Raw genomic sequence first — 19,600 nt, 5'->3', positions numbered from 1 at the left:
CGCGATGCACACGGTGCGGGCGACTTCTCGGATGGTCGCGCCAGGAATGCTGCGTTTTCGCGTTGTTCTTCAAACTTCCGTTGGAGAGGACGGACGAGTTGTGGAGTTGAGCAATTCTCGTTCCAGCCTTGGGATTCTCTAGTTCCACAAGCTGAGGTTTGATATTAGGGAGTCCTGGCGCAAATGTCCATAATAAACTTAGAAATGAAAGTGATCCTAAATTCTTCGGTATTAACTATGATCTTCTACGTTTTGTAGTATAGATCGGGATGCCTAGTGGGCTCCCCGCGCGATGATTCCGACTGTGACATTAGTGGAGTTGAAGCTGGCCGGACGTGACGCGAGACGACGCCGATTTACTACATCGTGTAGTATGCTCTTGGGTGAAATGAGCATTGTCTAATAGATGGAATTGTCCGCGGGAGCCGTCGCTTATTGCGGCCCGTGTGTGGATGCCATCAGGGATTCACCGGGTGTCCCGCCTCGAGTGGGATGGCGATGAAGGCCGGTAGGGAGGGCGTAGGCCGGAAGCTTTGTGGCATTGGGTTATCGGGATGCGTCGGCGCATCATGGTTGCCGGTATACCGGGGCCCGGCCTCTCCCGCTCGGCATCGTCCGGGGTGACGGAGGCTTCGCGATCGACGCCGAGGGAGTTTCCGCGGCCCACTTATGGCTTGATAGGGCCAAGAATAGAGTTGCCATGGCTTCCCGGATTTGTTGAAATTTGGTTGCAACGACAGGTCGGATCGCCTCTCTCGATCACGATCTCAAGAGAATCCCCCCGCTCCCTGCCTGTGCCCGCCATTCCTCGAAGGACAGGACCAACGGGATGACCCTCCGGCTCTTGAGAGATACCGAGGCCCCCTTCGCCTCGATTGCAAAGCGAATCGCCCTCCGGCTCGGCATCGTCCCCGCGCTCGCACTCGGCCTGACGAACGCGATGGCCGCGGGACCATCCCCCGAAGGGGTCGAGTTCTTCGAGTCGAAGATCCGGCCGGTCCTGGTGAAGAACTGCTTCTCCTGCCACTCCTCCGAGGCCAAGAGCCTGAAGGCGGGCCTCCGGCTCGACTCGGCGCAGGCCATGCGGGACGGCGGCGAGGGCGGCCCGGCGGTCGTGCCCGGCAACGTTGATGAGAGCCTCCTGATCTCGGCACTCAAGTATGAGTCGTCGCAGATGCCCCCCTCGGGCAAGCTACCCGAGGCGACGATCGCCGACTTCGCGAAGTGGGTCGAGATGGGGGCTCCCGACCCCAGGACGGCCGCGTCGGCCCCCGCCGCCTCCGAGTCGAAGAAGCTCGACATGGCCGCCGCCCGGCAGTTCTGGTCCTTCCGCCCCCCCGCCCCGTCCTCGCCGAAGCCCGTCTCCGACGAAGCCTGGGCGCGAGGCCCGATCGACCGGCACATCCTCGCCGCGCTCGACGAGAAAGGCCTCAAGCCCGTGCGGCCCGCCGGCAAGCGCGAGCTGATCCGCCGGGCGACCTTCGACCTCACCGGCTTGCCGCCGACTCCCGAAGAAGTCGACGCCTTCCTCGCCGACGAGGCCCCCGACGCCTTCGACCGGGTGGTGGACCGCCTGCTGGCCTCGCCGCACTACGGCGAGCGCTGGGGTCGTTACTGGCTCGACGTCGCCCGCTACGCCGAGGATCAGGCCCACACATTCGGCGTGAAGCCGAACTCCAGCGGCTTCCGCTATCGAGACTGGGTCGTCCGCGCCCTGAACGACGACCTCCCCTACGACCGCTTCGTCAAGCTCCAGATCGCCGGGGACCAGCTCCCCGAAGGCAAGAACCCGCCTTATGACGGGCGCGTGGCGCTCGGGTTCTTCGGGCTCGGGGCGCAATATTACAAGAATACCGATGCGGCCAAGGCGACCGCCGACGAGTTGGACGACCGCGTCGACACCCTGACCCGCGGCTTCCTCGGCCTGACCGTCGCCTGTGCCCGCTGCCACGACCACAAGTTCGACCCGATCCCGACGCAGGACTATTACTCGCTCGCCGGGATCTTCTCGAGCTCGATGCTCACCAACACCCCGCTTGTCAGCGACGAGGAGGTGAAGCGGCACGAGCATCAGGAGGAGCAGCTCAAGGCCGCCGAGGCCAAACTCAAGGGCTACCGCGACCAGGAGCGGGTGAAGTTCGTCGCCTCGGGCGTGGACCGGCTCGACGCCTACCTGATCGCCGCCCGGTCCTGCTCCTCAAGTGGGAAGAAGGAGCCCGGGAATTCCGTGGCGGAGGTCGCCAAACGCGAGGGGCTCGAGCCGAGCATCCTCAGGCGCTGGGTCAAGCTGCTCGACTCGGGGAATGAGTCCACGCAGCGACTGGCGGGGCTCGCCTCCTGGCAGGCCTTCCATGCGATCGGCAAGGACGGCTCGGCCGAATCCGTCGCCGAGGCCGCTCGCGGGGTTCGCGACGAGGTCCGTCGCTCGGCGAGCCGTCGAGTCGTCACGAAGGCGGACCCGGTCGTCGAGATCGACCTGGATATCACGGGGGCGAACCGACTCTTCCTCGTCGTGAGCGACGGCGGGGACGGCCAGAGCTGCGACTGGGCCGACTGGATCGAGCCGAAATTGGTCGGGCCGGAAGGCGAGAAGAAGCTGACCGAGCTGCGCTGGCGGTCGGCGACCTCCGGATCCGGCTCGGTGCTGGTCGGCAAGAACGCCGGCGGCGACCCGCTCAAGGTGGCCGGGCAGCTGGTGGCCGACGGGATCGGCACGCACGCCCCGTCGCTCATCGTCTTCGACCTGCCCGATGGCTACACGAGGTTTCGGACCAAAGCCGGCCTCGACGAGGGGGGAACCGGCCAGGCCAGCGACAATGGCTCGGCGACCGTCCAGTTCCTCGCGACCACGCGCAAGCCCGAGACGATCGAGGGGGCCCTCGCCTTCGATGGTGCCGTCGACATGACCAAGGGGGACTGGCTCAGGTTCCTCTTCGCCGAGAAGGGGATCTTCTACATCGGCGACGATGACCTGGCGAAGCGTCTCGACAAGGATGCCCTGGGCCAGATCGAGCGGCTGAAGGCCGGGGTCGCCGAGGCGAAGGAGGGGGTCTCGCCCCCCTACCCGATCGCCCACTCGCTCGTCGATGCGACGGCGGCCGACATGCACGTCTTCGTCCGTGGTAATCCCGCCCAGCCCGGCGACCTCGCCCCGCGTAGGTTCCTTCGAGTGCTGGCCGGCGACGAGCCCCCCCGCTTCGATAAAGGGAGCGGCCGGCTCGACCTGGCCGAGGCCATCGCGAGCCCCGACAACCCGCTGACCGCCCGCGTGATCGTGAACCGGATCTGGCAGCACCACTTCGGCCGGGGGATCGTCGGCACCAGCAGCAACTTCGGGATCCTCGGCGAGAAGCCGACCCACCCCGCCTTGCTCGACTACCTGGCCGATCGGCTCGTGGCCTCGGGCTGGTCGCTCAAGGCTATCCATCGCGAGATCATGCGGTCGGCAACCTATCAGTTGAGCACCGACCTCGACCCGCAGAATTTCCAGGTCGACGCCGACAACCGCTACCTCTGGCGGGCCAATCGGCGTCGGCTCGACGTGGAGGCCTGGCGAGACGCCTTCCTCGCCGTCTCGGGCCGGCTCGACCCCACCGTCGGCGGGCCCTCGCTCGACCTCGCGGATACGGGGAACAGGCGGCGGACCCTCTACGCCAAGATCAGCCGGCACAACCTCGACTCGCTCCTCCGCCTGTTCGACTTCCCCGACCCGAACATCACGAGCGACAAGCGGAGCCAGACGACGATCCCCCAGCAGCAGCTCTTCGTCCTCAACAGCCCGTTCGTCGTCGACCAGGCGCGGGCGTTGGTCGACCGAGTTCGCAACGACGCCGGGCCCAAGGCCGACGAGGCCGCGCGGATCAATCGCGCGTACCTCCTCCTCTACGGAAGGCCGGCCGACGAGGACGAGACGACGATGGGCGTCGCCTACCTCGGCGGCGAGGACGACCCGGCCACCAAACGGTTGAGCCGCTGGGAGCGTTACGCCCAGGTCCTGCTCAGCAGCAACGAATTCCTCTATCTTGATTGATGGAATGGATTGGGACGACGGGATCGGTCCGATCCCCCTCACTACAAGCCAAAGGCCGGAGGATTCGTCGATGAGCCAGGATTCATTCCACTTCGAGATGTCGCGCCGCGAGATGCTGCGCAAGGTCGGGACCGGCCTGGGGACCCTCGGCCTGGCCTCGGTGCTCGCCGACTCCGGACGGCTGGCGGCGTCGCCGATCGCAAAGGACATCGCCGGCAACCCGCTCTCGCCCCGCGTGGGGCACTTCCCGGCCAGGGCCAAGCGCGTCATCCACCTGTTCATGAACGGCGGGCCTTCGCAGGTCGACACGTTCGACCCGAAGCCGATGCTCACCAAGCTCGACGGCCAGCGCCCTCCTTACGCCGACCTCAAGACCGAGCGCAAGACCGGCGGCCTGCTCAAGTCCCCCTTCAAGTTCTCAAGGCACGGCGAGTCGGGCCTGGAGATCAGCGAGCTCTATCCCCACCTGGCCGAGTGTGCGGACGACCTCTGCGTCATCCGTTCGATGCACACCAACATCCCCAACCACGAGCCCGCGCTGCTGATGATGAACAGCGGCGAGAACCAGCCCACCCGGCCGAGCATGGGCTCGTGGCTCCTCTACGGCCTGGGGACCGAGAACCAGAACCTACCAGGGTTCGTCGTCCTCTGCCCCGGCGAGCCCGTCGTCGGCCCGCAACTCTGGAGCAATAGCTTCCTGCCGGGGATCTATCAGGGGACGCACATCAATAACTCGGAGCTGGATCCCAAGCGCGTCATCAAGCACATCGACAACGCCTACCAGGACCGGAAATCCCAGCGCGAGCAGATGGACCTCCTCAAGCAGCTCAACGAGAGGCATCTCGATCGCCGGGGAGGCAACGACAACCCGCTCGAGGCCCGCATCGCCTCGCTCGAGATGGCCTTCCGCATGCAGACCGAGGCGCAGGAGGTCTTCGACCTGAACCGGGAGAGCCGATCAACGCGCGAGCTCTACGGCGAAGGCCCGTTCGCGAACGCCTGCCTCACCGCCCGAAGGCTCGTCGAGCGCGGGGTGCGGATGGTCCAGGTCTACACCGGGGCCGGCCAGCCCTGGGATGACCATGAAGATATCAGCAAGCATGCGGAGAAAGCCAAGGAGACCGACCAGCCGGTCGCGGCGCTCCTCAAGGACCTGAAGTCCCGCGGCCTGCTCGAAGACACCCTGGTCCTCTGGGGCGGCGAGTTCGGCCGGACGCCCGTCTCCGAGAAATCCAAGGGGCGCGACCACAACAACCATGGCTTCTCGGTCTGGCTCGCCGGCGGCGGCGTCAAGGGGGGCATGACCTACGGCGCGACCGACGAATTCGGCTTCGCGGCGGTCGAGAAGAAGGTCCACGTCCACGACCTCCACGCCACGATCCTGCACCTGATGGGCATCGACCACGAGCAGTTGACGTACCACTACTCGGGCCGGGACTTCCGCCTCACCGACGTCCACGGCGTCGTCGTCGACGGTATCCTCGCCTGAGCACTTCGTTCAAATGAAGACGTGATGCTCTCATAATTGATGGGCCGCTTTCGCGTCGGCGAGGCTTCGGGAGACGAGGCTAGCACTGGCCCGACGGCGGCCCTTGCTTGCGCATGCCGGGGTGGATGCCCGGTTGGAGCTTCTGCTCGGCCGCGATCCGGCTCAGGAACCCGGCGAGCTGCGCTCGCTCCGATTCGTCGAGGGCGGCGACGAGCGCATCCCGATGCTCCTGGGTGACGACCTCGATCTTCGCGAGCGTCTCGCGCCCGGCGTCGGTCAGGTGCAACGCGTACGAGCGGCGGTCGGAGGGATTGTCCCTGCGCTCGACCAGGCCGCGCTTCTCGAGGTCGTCGAGGATCTGGACGAGGCGGCTCGGGAACATGCCGAGCTTCTCGCCGAGCGCCTGCTGGCTCAGCCCATCGGCCTGTTCGACCACCCGCAAGATCCCCACGTGCGGCGGGTTCAAGCCCAGCGGGCCCAGCCGATCCGCGAACGTCGCGGCCGAGTGGGCCCCGACCTGCGAGAGCAGGAACCCGAGCCCTGAGCCGGGGTCCGTCGAGCCCTTCAAGGCGCGAGAGCGGGCCATTCATTTCTCCGGAAAATGATTATTGACTGTAACGATTATCTCCACTATTATTCTCATCGAGGGAGGGCTCGGAGGCAAGCGCCTGCCGCTCCGCCGAGCGTCGTCGTTGCCGTCGATCGCGATGCCGATTCAGGGCGACCGCACGGCGAGCCAGGGGCGAGGGAATGGCCAAGCCCCGCAAATCAACTCGGCGTGCCCAAACTGCGTCGGTGATGATGGCACGTCACGCCGGCGGTGGGGAACTCACGCCCTGCCGTTCAACGGTTCCATTCGCTTGGATCCGATCGCCTCGATACCACTTCCATCGTGCAAGGAGTCCGTCCGATGCGGCTCAATCATCTCAATCTGACGGTGCCCGACGTGGCCGAGACCCGCGCGTTCTTCGAGACACATTTCGACATGAAATGTGTCGTGGAACGGGGACGAAATGCATTCGCCCTGCTGCTCGACGAGTCCGGATTCGTCCTGTCGCTGAACAACTTCGGTAATGAGAAGACGATCGAATACCCGGAAGCGTTCCACGTCGGCTTCATGGTCGAGAGCCGGGAACGCGTGGATGAAATTCGCAAACGGTTGGAAGACGCTGGCCTCGACGTGGAACCCGCCAAGGAGTTCCACGGGGCCTGGACCTTCTACTTCAAGGCGCCCGGCGGGTTCCTCGTCGAGGTGCTCCACCAGCACAAGGGAAACTTCGGCCCGCAGCCGTGAAGGCGGGAGGCCCGGGGAGGGGCGCGGCTGGCGCTATGAGAGTGCCCGTCGGCAGAGGGCGAGGTGGACCGGGGCGCTGGGGCTGGCGATCTCATTGGACGATCGCGAACTGCAACGCCCTCGATTCTTCCCCAATGTGACTTACGTCTTGTCCGCCTCCTGGAAGACGGGAATCTCGATGTCGGTGGCGGTCAGCGGGAGGGCACCACCACCCTTGGGGGCGGACTCTCGGAATAGACCCGTCCACATGCAACCGAGGCATCGATAGCGACGGCAGGAGATCAGGTTGCCGATGAAGAGTCGATCGGCGCTGTGGCGAGGGATCCGCATCATCCGTGAGCCGGGCCCGCAACGAGGGCAGTGGCGTTGACGATACAGTAGCGAGCGGAGGGGCAACACGAATGCGAGGATCGAAGCAACAAGCGTAACACTTAAGAGAATAATCGCCAGTTGAATGAGCATTGCAGGGCACTCAGGGTTTGGGAAACCCGGGCGGTTAACGGAGGGAAACGGAGAGCCGAAACCTGGGCATCGAAGGGTTGGTTGGCAAACGTCTGAAAGGCTGGATATAGGTGCAAACCCATGTCCTTGAGTCGACGATTACTTTAGGGAGCAACCCATCGGATTGAAAGCGAATTTTTTGAACTTTATTCAGAATTAACATTGATCCATTTTAGGCATCAAACCCTCGGCTGCGTGATTGCAAACCGGTGTGGATGAAGCGATGCCATGATAGTTCGAGCTTTGTTATGACGAGGCGGCACAAAATTGAAAAGGGTCCTGATTTCTCCATAAATGGCATGGGCCAGATAGTTTGTGAAGAATAGCTTCGAGAAGTTGGGATGCTGCTTTTTGGAACGCTGAGCCTTGTATTCTACCTGTTGATTGTGCAAATTTAGGAAAACAGATTTGGCTAAAAATAGCAAGAGTCGAGGCGTTGAAACAAATCGTTTCTTCGGCTCGGTTCGCTGGAGATGAGGCATTGAGAGCGAGTTGGCGAGCATGGTCAAGGGTGCCGGGGCGGAGCAGTCCAGAGGGCTGATTTTCACGTGAACCTGGGGTTTTTGGGTGAATTGATCGGGATTCAATTTGGTGCAGATGGGTTCTCTGGATGGACAGTGTTGGCTCTTGCGTGGTGGCACTTAATCTGGCGTGGCCGGCATCGAGCCTTGGCCAACTCCGGCGAATTTAATCGCGACGCTGCAACGCCCGCGGCTCAAACCGTTCCGAGAGGACTGCGGCCGATCTCGCGCGTTGAGAATGAGCACAATCTCCTGCGTAAGATAGTGATCTGAAGAAATAAGAGTTGGTCGTGCTTCGACTGATGTGAAATGATGTGTAATTGGACAGATAGGGCTGCGAGGAATTAGCGCCTTGTGCGCGTGGCGATGTCGCGGAGCGCGACGCCCGATTCTCGCGTGTCTTCCATGGGGACGCGGGGGGCGATGGTGCGGTAGTCGGGGAGCATGATGAGGCGCTCGGCGGGGCCGTCGGCGAGGTGGCGGTGGACCTGGGAGGCTACGTCGGCGCTCAGGGTGGTCGCCCCTTCGCGGTCGAGGTGGGAGTGGTCGTAGAAGACGTTGGCCGGGTAGTTGGAGTGCCGGGCGTCAAGGACGGTGAGGTTGGGGTACTTCTTCAGGGCCTTCTCGAGCAGGCCCGTGTATCGGCCGTTGATGCCCTCGAGGTCCTTGCGAGCCTCGATTTTGGGGTGGTCCGGGGGGACGACCCAGAAGACGGGGATCCGGTGTTCGGCCGCGAGTTGCAGGAAGCGGCCCAGGTAGGCCATGTTGATCTCGTTGCCCACCCGGTCGCGCAGGAATCCGTCGCGGACCCAGGCGTCCATGTCGTCGGGCATCCAGCACTTCGGGTTCTTCTCGAAGACGAGCGTCCCCTTGTTGCTCCAGGCGTTGCGCTTGAGGAGGTGGATCAGGTCGGACGGCCCGGGCTGCTCCCCCTTGAGCCTCGCCGCGATGAGTTCGCGGAGGCCCTGGCGGTAGCGGATCGAGGGGACCAGACGCCCGGCCATGACCCAGGCGAAGAGGTGCGCGTCCCGGGCCGATCGGGCGAGGTCGAAGCACTCTCGCGTCGAGAGATACTGCGCCCAGCGATGCGTGTTTTCCTCGAGGCCGTGGCTTAGGAGCACCGGATAGAAGTCGACGATGACCGCCGAGGGCCTGCCGCCCGAATCGAGCACGCGGCGGAGCTGGAAGTAGCTGGTCGAGGACTGGCCGCCGCTGAAGGCCAGGTTCATCGTCCGGAGGCCGAGGCGGTCTTCCAGCACCTGGGCGACCATCCCGTGCTTGACCTGGCTATCCCCCAGGCAGAGGACCTGGCACTCGCGCGAGCCTTCCGAGGCCATGCGGCCGCAGGTGCTCCAGAGCCAGCCCAGCGCCGAGTTCAGGCCGGTCCCGCGCTGGACCAGGCCCGACTCCACCACGACGAGGATCGCGAGCATCCCGAGGAATCCCGCCGGGCTCCGGCGGCGCATTCTCTGCCCTGGAGTGACATCCATGTCGTGGCCGGAAGGCCCCTCGGCTTTCTTCGGGAGTTGGCGGTCGCGACCGGACGGGCTTCCCCATGCTCCGGGGGACCTGCCCCTGCCCGCGCCCTCGGGTTCAACGCGGCCTGACTCCAGCCAATCCTGGCGGAGATGCCGGGTACGCAAGGGATTCGAGATGCCGCATAAAATTGGCGATCCGCGCCATATTGTCAAGGCACGTCCTGACAAACCGGGTCCACCTTGCAACAACTCTCGATTTGCGCCGTCGAATCGACTGAGGGGAAAATCGAAGACCTGGGCCGAAGGTCCGGCGTCGACTCGACTGTCGCCACCAACGCCACATCTCGAGAGTTGGCTCCCCAACCGGATTCGAAAGCAAAATTCCTGGATGTTGAGCCCAAAGAAATGAAGATGAAAATCATTAAATGGTTGTCTGGTTCACGCCGTGAAACGATGGAAATCCCGCCGATTTCTCGATCTTTCGGCTAGCCTTCGCCGGTCGTTTGCGCGAGCGGTTCCCGGTCAAGCTGGGGTGAAACGGCTCATTTTGGGGCGATCATTCGGGTCGGGGCGATTCAAGCCTGTTGCGCCGTCGGGACGATATTGACACGCGGACGGCTAACGGGCGGGTCGCGTAAACCTCATGTCTGGCTGCCAAGAAAAGCCTATCGGACGTCGAGGTCCATGGCTCGGTGGTCTGGGTTTAAGTATTTAGGACAGGTGGAACAGACCGCGATGGCAACACCCTGGATCCTCGTGTTCGCGATGGCCCTGGCGGGCGACCAGGGAGATCGGAACGCCCCAACGATCCCGCCCCCCGCGACGACCGGGGCGCCGATGCCGGCGGCCCTGGCCTTCGAGATGGCCGACGACCTGCCTCCCCTGCCCCAACCCGGGGCGGGCGATCCCTCGGCCCCGTTTCCGGCCCAGCCCCAACCGCAACCCCAACCCGCCGCGGCAGGAGGCGACGCCGCCTCGCCCAATGCGGAGACGGCCGGGGGAGCCGCTCGGCCCGGCGACGCGACCGATTCGAGGGGACGCCAGGCGATCAGCGGTAACCCGGCCGCCGTCAATATCGTGGCCGGTACGGGGGCGTTGGGGAGATTCTTCGGCATCGGCGCCGATACCGGGGTCCGGCTCGGCGGCCTCTGGATCGGGGACGCGAGCGGTGTCGTGTCCGGCGGGAGCCAGCCGGGGCGATGGGGCCTGAACAGTCTGACCGTCATCGACCTGAACCTCGACGGCGAGAAGATCATGGACTGGAAGGGGGGCATGGTCGGGGCCGAGTTCCTCCAGTTCGCCGGGCAGCCGACCAACAGCCTCGCGGGTGCCTTCCCGGGCTTCGACTCGATCCCGGTGACGCCCCCGTTCATCCGCCAGGAACTGTATCAGCTCTGGGTCCGCCAGAGCTTCTTCGACGACAAGCTGATCGTCCGGGCCGGCAAGACGGTCCCCACCTTCGACTTCAACAACGTGGTGAGGCCCGTCCCCGTCGACGACCCGGCGGCGGGCATCCCGGCGGTCTCCGGTTTGGCGTACACGCCGATCTTCGTCAACCCGACCCTGCTCGGTGCGATCCCCGGCTATTACAACTCGGCGGTGGGCATCACGACCACCTTCGCGCCGACGAAGCAACTCTACTTCTCTTATGGTGCCTACGACAGCAACGTGAGCCTCCACCAGACGGGGCTCCAGGGCCCGCGCTTCGATGGGCATTACTTCCACATCGGCGAGGTCGGCTACTCTTATCGGATCGGGCGGGACAAGAAGCCGGGCAGCTTCGGCATCGGCGGGTGGGGTTTGACGGGGGACCTCCAGGATTTCAACAAGCAACCCGTGAAAGGCACCGGCGGCATGTACCTGTTCGGCTCCCAGCGCCTCTGGTTTCGCAACCCGGGGCTGGATAACAGCGGCTTGAGCGGGTTCTACCAGTTCGGTGCCAACAACTCCAATTTCATGATCGCCCGGCAGTTCTTCGGCGCGGGCCTCACGGCGTTCGGCCTCGTCCCAGGCCGCCCCGCCGACTCCTTCGGTGCCGGCCTCGCGTTGACCTGGCTCAATCCCCAGCCGGGCGCCAGCGCGGCACTCTTCCCCGCGACGGCGATCGACGGCCAGCCGCTCCGGCCCAGCCAGTTGATGATGTCGGCTTATTATCAGTTCAAGATCTTCGACGGTTGGTTCTTCCAGCCCAATCTCACCTACATCCCCACCCCCGCCGAGAACGCTTTCACGCCGTCGGCCCTGGCCGTGACGTTGCGCCTGACGGTCCTCTTCTGACGGAAGGCGCGAGCCTCCTCGCCTTCCTCCCATCATCCGCCTCTGCGTCCGTAACCTCGAAAGCCGGGGCCATCGGGAGATGGCTTTGGCTTTCGTCGCGACTCCGTTTCTATCGCGGATTGACCCACAACTGGCCTCGTCGGTCGAGGGCATCGGCCTGGCGACAGTCGTATGAGTACGTCGCAACCGCATGAGAATGCCTGTTTTTAGATATTTTAAGAAAATAGGCCAGGTAAAGTTTTGACAACGGTTCAAGAGTGGAGAAAGATAGAGCCCGCAAGAGGCCCTCCCGGGGCCGACTGGGTCGACGACGACGGTGTCCGATAATTCGATTGCAGTTCCATTGCTGGCGGAGGCGTTGCGATGACGGCGGAAGTTCGCGCGATTCGAGGGTCTTTCTTTGATTTCGTGGACGACCCCTGGAAGTATGGAGCCCGGGAGAAGGAAGCGGCTCGATTCACTCGCGACGGACTCATGGTCGTCACGGATGGGATTATCACCGACTTCGGTAACTACGAAGATCTCTCGCCTAAGTATTCCAGTCTAGATATTACACACATCAAAGACAGGCTGATCCTGCCCGGCTTCATCGACGGGCACATCCACTTCCCCCAGGTCCGCGTGCTCGGGGCTTATGGTAGTCAGTTGCTGGACTGGCTCCAGGACTGGATCTTCCCCGAGGAGTTGAAGTACAAGGATCGCGACTACTCGAAGGAAGCGGCCAAGCACTTCTTCGACGCGCTGCTGGCCGGCGGTACGACGACCTGCCAGGCCTTCACGACCAGCAGCCCCGTCTCGACCGAGGAGTTCTTCGAGGAGGCGACCCGCCGCAACATGCGTGTGATCGCCGGCCTGACGGGGATCGACCGCTTTGCGCCCGACCACTCCCTCATCACGCCGGATGAGTTCTACAAGGAGTCGCAGCGGCTGATCGAGCAATATCACCGCAAGGGGCGGAACCTCTACGCCATCACCCCCCGGTTCGCGGTCGGCTGCTCGGCCGACATGATGGAGCGCTGCCGGCAGTTGAAGGAAGAGCACAACGATTGCTGGGTGAATACCCACATCTCGGAGAATCCCTCCGAGGTCCGGACGGCCCGCGTCGAGTTCCCCGACTGCTCGGATTATACCCACGTCCACGAGAAGCACGGGCTGCTCGGGCCGAAGTTCACGGCCGGGCACGGCATCTGGCTCTCGAACGACGAGTTCTCCCGGTTTTCGAAGGCGGGGGCGGCGATCGCGTTCTGCCCGCTCTCGAACCTCTTCCTGGGCAGCGGACTCTTCCGCCTCGGCCGGGCCCTCGACCCCGAGCGGCCGGTCCGCGTGGCCCTCGGCTGCGACATGGGGGGCGGCAACGCCTTCAGCCTGATCCGGGTGATGGAGGAGGCGTACAAGGTCGGCCTCTGCAACAACACCATGCTCGACGGCTCGGTCAACCCCCGCGACCAGGATCTGGCCGAGGCCGACCGCAACAAGCTCAGCCCCTATCGCGCCTTCTACCTCGCGACCCTCGGCGGCGCCCGCGCCCTGTACCTCGACGACCTCCTCGGCAATTTCGACAAGGGCAAGGAGGCCGACTTCGTGGCGATCGACTGGAACAGCGGCCAGGCGGCCGTGAAGTGGCACCAGTCGCTCATCACCGAAGGGAACCCCAAGACGATCGAGGAGGCCTCGCAGCTCCTCTTCGGCGTCATGGCCGTCGGCGACGACCGCAACATCGACGAGACCTGGATCGGCGGCAAGCGGGCCTACAAGAAGGCCTGAGCCCGAACCCGATGCCCATGACTCGTACCCGAGGCGTATCCTGATCGATGGACCTAACCCCGCAGACTCGAGGAGCGGATTCGTGACCGTGCATATTTCCAGGGCGTCTGCCGTGATCGTGCAGCGCGTCCCCGCGTCGGATGTGGATTGGTTCCTCGAGTGGCAGGGCAACGTCATCAAGGTCGCCGAGGGCTTCGAGGGGTATTGCGGCACCGATGTCTTCCAGCCGACGGCCAAGAGTCCTGAAGAGTGGGTGGTCGTCATCCACTTCGAGGAGGACAGGTTCCTGAACCGCTGGCTCGAGTCGCCGATCCGCGAGGAATGGATCCAGAAGGTCAAGGCTCGCCTCGGCGACTTCGACATGAAGACCCTGCCGGATGGCTTCGGCGCCTGGTTCGCCGGGGCGTCCTCCGCCTCGGGCGAGGGGCCTTCCGCGTGGAAGATGGCCCTCACCGTCCTCCTGGCCCTCTTCCCGACGGTCATGGTGCTGTCGATTCTCGTCGGGCCGATCACCCAGCCTTTGGGGTTCTCGCTCTCGATGCTGATCGGCAACGCCCTCAGCATCTCGATCCTGCAATGGGCCGTGATGCCCCTGCTGACCAAGTTGATCGCCCCCTGGCTCCACGCCAAGGACTCGAGGAACAAGGCGATCGCCTTCGGCGGCCCGCTCGGCATCGCGGCGGCATTGGCGGTGCTGACCCTCATCTTCCGCAAGATCAGCGGATGAAAACGTCGAGACACCATCGGATCACAACATGAGCCAGATTTCCTGTGACGTGCTCGTCGCCGGTGCCGGTTACGCGGGGCTCTCGGCGGCGAGGGCCCTGAAGGCCGCGGGCCGATCGGTCGTCCTGCTCGAGTCTCGCGACCGCGTCGGCGGGCGGACCCTGGAGCGGCAGGTCGCCGGCTGGCGGCTCGAACTCGGCGGCCAGTACATCGCGCCGATCCAGGAGCGGGCGACGAAGCTGGTCCCCGAACTTGGGCTCGAGTTCTTCACGGCATGGGGCGAGGGGGATGGGTTCGTCGCCAAGGACGGGAAGGTCGCCCGCTATCAGTCGACCCCCGCGCGTTGCCTGGTCGAGTCGCTCGGGCATCCCGCCGAGGTCGCCGAGGAGATCGAGGGGACGCTCAACGAACTGGGCAGGCTCAACGAACTGGTCCCCGCCGCGACCCCCTGGATCTGCCCCGACGCCGAGGCCTGGGATGCCGTCACGTTCGATACCTGGATCAATGAGCGGAACCGGACCGACGCCTCACGTGAGTTCTTCCGCTACCTGACGAACCAGGCCTATTCCACCGAGCCTGGGCAGATCTCGTTGCTCCAGATGCTCTGGTTCCTGAAGACGAGCCACGGGTTGCCCCCCTGGGCGATCGGCGGCCTGCAGGCGAATCGCGTCGTCGGCGGCACGCAGCTCGTCGCCGAGCGGATGGCGGAGCAACTCGGCGACGCGCTCCACCTCGGCCAGATCGTGCGCCGGGTCGAGCAGGACGACAACGGGGTGCTCGTGAAGACGGTCGGAGCCGAGTATCGGGCGAAGGCCGTCGTCCTCTGCCTGCCTCCCCAGTTGCTCCCCGGCCTGAACTACGAGCCTCGCCTCCCCTCCGACCTCTACCGGGCCTTCTCCGCCTTCCAGACGGGGAACACCACAAAGGTCCAGGCCGCCTACGATCGCCCCTTCTGGCGCGATAAGGGCCTGTCGGGCAACGGCATGATCTGGGATGGTCCCCAGACATTCAGCTATGATAATTCGGCCAAGGACGGCTACCCCGGCGTGCTCCTCGGCTTCATCACCGCGAGGCGTGCGACCGACTGGAACCGGCTCTCTCCCGCGGATCGGCGGTCGAGCGTTCTGGAGACCTGGGCCAAGATCCTGGGCCCGGAGGCCCTCGACCCCATCGACTACATCGAGATGGACTGGACGTCGGAAGAGTTCACGCGCGGCGGTTACGGCTGCCACCTGACCCCCGGCTTCTGGTGCGAGCTCGGGCAGGCCCTCGGCGGCGAGTCGATGCCCCGGTTCGGCCGGGTCTGGTGGGCCGCCTCCGACCTCGCCAAGGACTGGAACGGATACCTCGAAGGCGGCCTCTTCGCCGGCGAGCAGGCGGCGGGCGAGGTCGACGCTTTTCTTGGTTGAAAATGCAGATGGCTTGATGGGGAGGCCCGCGCATGGCGACGTTGATCACGGGGGTCGAAGGTTTCTTAGGGGCGAGGGTGGCCCAGCTCCTGCACTCGGAGGGCTCGCAAGTGGTGGGCCTGGATGTCGTCGCCGCGTCGGCCCCGAGGCCCTGGCCGGTGATCGTCGGCGACGTGACGGACAAGGCCCTCGTTGACGACATCTTCGCCAGGCACGGCATCAACAACGTGGTACATGCGGGGGGCGTATCAGGGCCTCATATCTGCAACAATCAGCCGGCTCGCGTCTTCGAGGTTAACGTCCTGGGGACATTGAACCTGTTCGAGGCCGCGAGGACCACGGGGCTCAAGGGGCGGGTCGTTTTCCTCTCGTCGAGCTCCGTCTACGGCCAGGCCGCCGAGGAGGCCTCGCGCATCACGCCGGTCGTGGAGCGGCTCCCCCTGCTGGCGAGCGAGCCGTATGGCAGCTCCAAGGTCTCGTGCGAGGCGATGGTCCGCGCCTATGCCCATCAGGACAAGGTCGACCTCCTCTCGCTGCGGGTCTCCATCGTCTATGGCGCGGGGCGGACGGCCTATTGCGGGATCACGCAGTTGCTCAAGACGGCCCTGGCCGGCGAGCCGATCGTGCTCGACCAGGGGTGCGACGTCCCCCTGCCCTGGATCTACATCACAGACCTCTGCGAGGTCGTGAAGACGGCGCTTCAGATCCCCAAGGACCGGATTCGCGAGGTCGATACGCTCGCCTACAACGTCACCGGCCCCGGCTTCCCGACCTTCCGCGAGATCGCGTGCATTATCCAGGAACTCGTCCCCGGGACGGTCGTGCAGGACGGACCCGACCCGGATAAATACGCGATGAACGCCCGCAAGATGTCGCTCGCCTCCATCCACCGCGACCTCGGCTGGGAGCCTAAAGTGGAGATTCGCGAAGGTGTGGGAAAGCTCCACGAGTGGCTCGCCCGGTAATCCTCATCCCTTGGCATAGGCCAGCAGGTTATCGACCAGTGCGTCGCCGAAGGCCTCGTCCAGGGGCAGGTGGCGCACGAGGAGCCGGAAGTAGATCGGGCCGTAGATCATGTCGATGAAGAGCTCGGGGTCGATCGGCCGCTTCAACTCGCCCCTGACCCTCGCGTGCTCGAGGACCCCGGCCGAGAAGGCCCTGCGCTTGAACATATAGCGTTGGCAGTATTCGGCGAGGATCGTCGGGTCGCTCTGCCCCTCGGCGATGATCTCGGCGGCGACCTTGCCGAAGAATCCGTTGAAGAGCCGGATCAACTCGCGGACCTGGGTGCGGATCGCCTGCTCGGCGGTCCCGGTGTCAGAGACCGCGAGCCGGCCGACGACCCGCTGCTCGAACATATCCATCACGAGCGCGGCCTTCGATGGCCACCACTTGTAGAGCGTCGGCTTTCCCACCCCGGCGCGGCGGGCCACCTCCTCCATCGTCAGGTCGCGCACCGACTTCTCCTGGAGGATCGCGTACACGGCGTCCATGATCCCCTCGTGCGCCGCGGCCGACTCGCTCCTCGGCCTGCCCCGCGACTTCGCCTCCTGCTTCGACTCCTTCGCCATGCCGACCCCCTTCGAGGATAATTTGCTTTACGTATCGTAAAACTATTGACTTGGTTTCTCGGTTCTATAATATTACGCGACGTAAAGGAAATCAAATTCGAGTCGCGGAACCGGATTTCTGGCGGATCAATCAGGGGAGACTGACGATGAGTGCTCAGAACCAGGCGGTGGGGTCGACGGGGAAGATCGCCCTGGTGACGGGGGGGAGCCGGGGCCTCGGGCGCGAGATCGCCCTGAGTCTCGCCGCGGCGGGGTCGGACCTGATCCTGACGTACCGCGAGAAGAAGGGCGAAGGGGCGGCGGTGGTCGCCGAGATCGAGGCCCTGGGCCGGAAGGCGGCCCTGGTGCAACTCGATGTCGCCCAGAGCGATCAGCGTCATAAGTTCCGCGACGAGTTGCAGGCCCTGCTCCGCGAGCATTGGGGGCGTGAGACGTTCGACTTCCTCGTCAACAACGCGGGGATCAACCGCCCGTCGAAGTTCGAGGCGACGACGGAAGACGACTTCGACAGCCTCATGAACGTCCACTTCCGGGGCGTCTATTTCCTCACGCAGGCTCTCTTGCCCGTCATCGCCGACGGCGGCCGGATCGTGAACCTCTCGACCGGCCTGGCGCGGTTCACGACCCCCGGATACGCGGCGTATGCGTCGATGAAGGGGGCCATTGAGGTCCTGACGAAGTATCTGGCCAAGGAGTTGGGCCCTCGCCAGATCAACGTGAACATCGTGGCGCCCGGCCCGATCGAGACCGACTTCACGAAGAACTCCTTCAGCCAGGCGGGGGTCAAGGACTTCCTCGCGAGCCAGACGGCGCTGGGCCGCGTCGGCGTGCCGGAGGACATCGGCGGGGTCGTCGCCTTCCTCTGCTCCGAGGCCGGTCGTTGGCTCAACGCCCAGCGCCTCGAAGCTTCTGGCGGCCTCTTCCTCTGAGATGACGGCGCGGGGGGCGCGACGCTTGCCCGCCGCCGGGTTCCGTGCGAGACTTGGCGCATCGGGAGGGGTCGCCGGGCTTCGAGCGATTGGCCGACGGATGGGCCGAGGCCCCTATCACACGTCAATCTCTTCGGAAATATGACAACGCGTACGGCCGTCGATGGGATCGGATCCATCCTTCCCTCGACGACAGGGCCGGCGCGGGTCGAGGGGCAGACCGCATGCTGACGCTCCTGCTCTCCCTGGCGTCGTTGTCGGCCCTGGCCGACGGGCCGATCGAGCTGCATCCCGAGAATCCGCACTATCTCCGCTATCAGGGGCGGACGACGGTGCTCGTCACCTCGGGCGAGCATTACGGCTCGGTCCTGAACCTCGACTTCGACTTCATCCCGTATCTCGATGCGTTGAAGGCGAGCGGCCTGAACATGACCCGCCTATTCTCCGGGACCTATCGCGAGGTCCCCGGCTCGTTCAACATCAAGGAGAACAACCTCGCCCCCGCGCCCGGGCGTTACCTGCCCCCCTGGATCAAGGTGGGGGAGGACAAGTACGACCTCGACCGCTTCAATCCGGCCTACTTCGATCGCCTCAAGCAATTCCTCCGCGCTGCGGAGGAACGCGGGATCGTCGTGGAATATGTCTTCTTCTGCCCCTTCTACGAAGATGTGCTCTGGGACATCGACCCGATGAACGCCAAGCACAACGTGAATGGCGTTGGCGCGGTCCCTGGGAATGAGGTGTTCACGCTCAAGCATCCGGAACTGGTCGCCCGGCACGAGGCGTTCGTCCGCAAGGTCGTCGCCGAGTTGAAGGACGTGAACAACCTCTATTACGAGGTCTGCAACGAGCCCTACTTCGGCGGCGTGACGCGGGAGTGGCAGGACAGGATCATCGCCACGATCATCGACGCCGAGAAAGTGTCCTTGAAGAAACACCTGATCGCGCAAAACATCGCCAATGACAAGGCGAAGATCGAGTCGCCGAACCCGGCCGTCTCGATCTTCAACTTCCACTACGCGACCCCGCCCGACACCGTGGCGATGAACTACGAACTGAAACGACCTCTTGGCGACGACGAGACCGGCTTTCGCAAGACCGGCGACCTCGTCTACCGCGTCGAGGGCTGGGAGTTCATGCTGGCCGGCGGGGCGATCTACAATAACCTCGACTACTCGTTCAGCACGACCCACGCGGACGGGACGGCCGAGGTGAGCGACCCCACGCCCGGCGGGGGTGGGCCTCGCTTGCGCAAGCAACTCGGCATCCTCAAACGCTTCCTCGACGGCTTCGATCTCCTCCGCATGGCCCCCGACATTACCTTGATCCGAGGCGGAGTTCCCGACAAGGTGACGCCCCGCGTCCTGGCCGAGGCGGGGAAGCAATACGCCGTCTATCTCAGTGGTGGCAAGCGGGTCTCGCTGGAGGTGGATCTCCCCGCCGGCGCTTATCACGCCGAATGGCTCGACACGCGTTCCGGCGAGGTCGTCAAGGTCGTGGACCTGGAAGTCAAAGAGGGCTCGGGGCTGATCCAGCTTAACTCGCCCGACTTCGAGGAAGACATCGCCCTCCGCATCATGGCACGAGGGCGATAATCGCCTCGATGGCGGC

At 64.5% G+C, this 19,600-nt stretch carries 13 protein-coding genes; 10 read left to right on the top strand and 3 right to left on the bottom strand.

Annotated elements, in window-relative coordinates:
* The first annotated feature begins 829 nt into the window (after positions 1-829).
* Positions 830-4,030, top strand: a complete 3,201-nt coding sequence (locus ACOYYX_RS38110; RefSeq protein ID WP_422927876.1) for a DUF1553 domain-containing protein — start codon at positions 830-832, stop codon at positions 4,028-4,030.
* Between the two features lie 70 nt (positions 4,031-4,100).
* Positions 4,101-5,519, top strand: a complete 1,419-nt coding sequence (locus tag ACOYYX_RS38105) for a DUF1501 domain-containing protein (protein ID WP_422927875.1) — start codon at positions 4,101-4,103, stop codon at positions 5,517-5,519.
* Positions 5,520-5,598: 79 nt separating this feature from the next.
* On the opposite strand, the gene ACOYYX_RS38100 is transcribed toward ACOYYX_RS38105, so the two are convergent.
* Positions 5,599-6,105 carry a MarR family winged helix-turn-helix transcriptional regulator gene (locus ACOYYX_RS38100; protein WP_422927874.1) on the bottom strand — a complete coding sequence of 169 codons (507 nt, stop codon included), beginning with the start codon at positions 6,103-6,105 and terminating at the stop codon, positions 5,599-5,601.
* 324 nt (positions 6,106-6,429) lie between these two features.
* On the opposite strand from ACOYYX_RS38100, the gene ACOYYX_RS38095 reads away from it, so the two are divergent.
* Positions 6,430-6,813 carry a VOC family protein gene (locus ACOYYX_RS38095; RefSeq protein WP_422927873.1) on the top strand — a complete coding sequence of 128 codons (384 nt, stop codon included), beginning with the start codon at positions 6,430-6,432 and terminating at the stop codon, positions 6,811-6,813.
* Positions 6,814-8,179: 1,366 nt separating this feature from the next.
* Here ACOYYX_RS38095 and ACOYYX_RS38090 read toward each other — a convergent pair.
* Positions 8,180-9,268, bottom strand: coding sequence for a DUF1574 family protein (locus tag ACOYYX_RS38090; protein ID WP_422927872.1), 1,089 nt, complete (start codon positions 9,266-9,268; stop codon positions 8,180-8,182).
* Between the two features lie 780 nt (positions 9,269-10,048).
* Between ACOYYX_RS38090 and ACOYYX_RS38085 the strand changes: the two genes are divergently transcribed.
* The 5 genes from ACOYYX_RS38085 to ACOYYX_RS38065 all read left to right on the top strand — a co-directional run bounded on the left by ACOYYX_RS38085 (position 10,049) and on the right by ACOYYX_RS38065 (position 16,454).
* On the top strand, positions 10,049-11,590 hold the full coding sequence (locus ACOYYX_RS38085; protein ID WP_422927871.1) for a carbohydrate porin: 1,542 nt from the start codon (positions 10,049-10,051) through the stop codon (positions 11,588-11,590).
* Between the two features lie 363 nt (positions 11,591-11,953).
* Positions 11,954-13,354: a guanine deaminase gene (gene guaD / locus ACOYYX_RS38080; RefSeq protein WP_422927870.1), complete on the top strand. Its 1,401-nt coding sequence runs from the start codon at positions 11,954-11,956 to the stop codon at positions 13,352-13,354.
* Positions 13,355-13,436: 82 nt separating this feature from the next.
* Positions 13,437-14,081 (top strand): hypothetical protein, encoded by a 645-nt coding sequence (locus tag ACOYYX_RS38075; protein ID WP_422927869.1) that lies wholly within the window; start codon positions 13,437-13,439, stop codon positions 14,079-14,081.
* Between the two features lie 28 nt (positions 14,082-14,109).
* On the top strand, positions 14,110-15,489 hold the full coding sequence (locus ACOYYX_RS38070) for a flavin monoamine oxidase family protein (protein WP_422927868.1): 1,380 nt from the start codon (positions 14,110-14,112) through the stop codon (positions 15,487-15,489).
* Positions 15,490-15,521: 32 nt separating this feature from the next.
* A complete protein-coding gene (locus ACOYYX_RS38065; RefSeq protein ID WP_422927867.1) occupies positions 15,522-16,454 on the top strand; it encodes an NAD-dependent epimerase/dehydratase family protein in 933 nt (310 codons plus the stop codon).
* A gap of 3 nt (positions 16,455-16,457) precedes the next feature.
* Here the strand turns inward: ACOYYX_RS38065 and ACOYYX_RS38060 are convergent, their stop codons facing one another.
* Positions 16,458-17,060, bottom strand: a complete 603-nt coding sequence (locus ACOYYX_RS38060; RefSeq protein ID WP_422927866.1) for a TetR/AcrR family transcriptional regulator — start codon at positions 17,058-17,060, stop codon at positions 16,458-16,460.
* Between the two features lie 146 nt (positions 17,061-17,206).
* On the opposite strand from ACOYYX_RS38060, the gene ACOYYX_RS38055 reads away from it, so the two are divergent.
* Both ACOYYX_RS38055 and ACOYYX_RS38050 read left to right on the top strand, forming a co-directional pair.
* Entirely contained in the window at positions 17,207-17,989 is a 783-nt protein-coding gene (locus ACOYYX_RS38055; RefSeq protein ID WP_422927865.1) for an SDR family NAD(P)-dependent oxidoreductase, read from the top strand.
* Positions 17,990-18,213: 224 nt separating this feature from the next.
* Entirely contained in the window at positions 18,214-19,584 is a 1,371-nt protein-coding gene (locus tag ACOYYX_RS38050; protein ID WP_422927864.1) for a hypothetical protein, read from the top strand.
* Positions 19,585-19,600: the final 16 nt, after the last annotated feature.

The sequence above is a fragment of the Singulisphaera chitinilytica genome, from assembly GCF_049331405.1.
Taxonomy (GTDB): Bacteria; Planctomycetota; Planctomycetia; order Isosphaerales; family Isosphaeraceae; genus PoT.
This window is presented reverse-complemented; position numbering and strand designations above follow the sequence as displayed.

Excerpts from the sequence above, each read along its gene's own strand:
- ACOYYX_RS38055 (WP_422927865.1), top strand. The coding sequence starts at position 17,207 with ATGAGTGCTCAGAACCAGGCGGTGGGGTCGACGGGGAAGATCGCCCTG.
- guaD (WP_422927870.1), top strand. The coding sequence starts at position 11,954 with ATGACGGCGGAAGTTCGCGCGATTCGAGGGTCTTTCTTTGATTTCGTG.
- ACOYYX_RS38085 (WP_422927871.1), top strand. The coding sequence starts at position 10,049 with ATGGCAACACCCTGGATCCTCGTGTTCGCGATGGCCCTGGCGGGCGAC.
- ACOYYX_RS38050 (WP_422927864.1), top strand. The coding sequence starts at position 18,214 with ATGCTGACGCTCCTGCTCTCCCTGGCGTCGTTGTCGGCCCTGGCCGAC.
- ACOYYX_RS38065 (WP_422927867.1), top strand. The coding sequence starts at position 15,522 with ATGGCGACGTTGATCACGGGGGTCGAAGGTTTCTTAGGGGCGAGGGTG.
- ACOYYX_RS38090 (WP_422927872.1), bottom strand. The coding sequence starts at position 9,268 with ATGCTCGCGATCCTCGTCGTGGTGGAGTCGGGCCTGGTCCAGCGCGGG.
- ACOYYX_RS38110 (WP_422927876.1), top strand. The coding sequence starts at position 830 with ATGACCCTCCGGCTCTTGAGAGATACCGAGGCCCCCTTCGCCTCGATT.
- ACOYYX_RS38105 (WP_422927875.1), top strand. The coding sequence starts at position 4,101 with ATGAGCCAGGATTCATTCCACTTCGAGATGTCGCGCCGCGAGATGCTG.
- ACOYYX_RS38100 (WP_422927874.1), bottom strand. The coding sequence starts at position 6,105 with ATGGCCCGCTCTCGCGCCTTGAAGGGCTCGACGGACCCCGGCTCAGGG.
- ACOYYX_RS38070 (WP_422927868.1), top strand. The coding sequence starts at position 14,110 with ATGAGCCAGATTTCCTGTGACGTGCTCGTCGCCGGTGCCGGTTACGCG.
- ACOYYX_RS38060 (WP_422927866.1), bottom strand. The coding sequence starts at position 17,060 with ATGGCGAAGGAGTCGAAGCAGGAGGCGAAGTCGCGGGGCAGGCCGAGG.
- ACOYYX_RS38095 (WP_422927873.1), top strand. The coding sequence starts at position 6,430 with ATGCGGCTCAATCATCTCAATCTGACGGTGCCCGACGTGGCCGAGACC.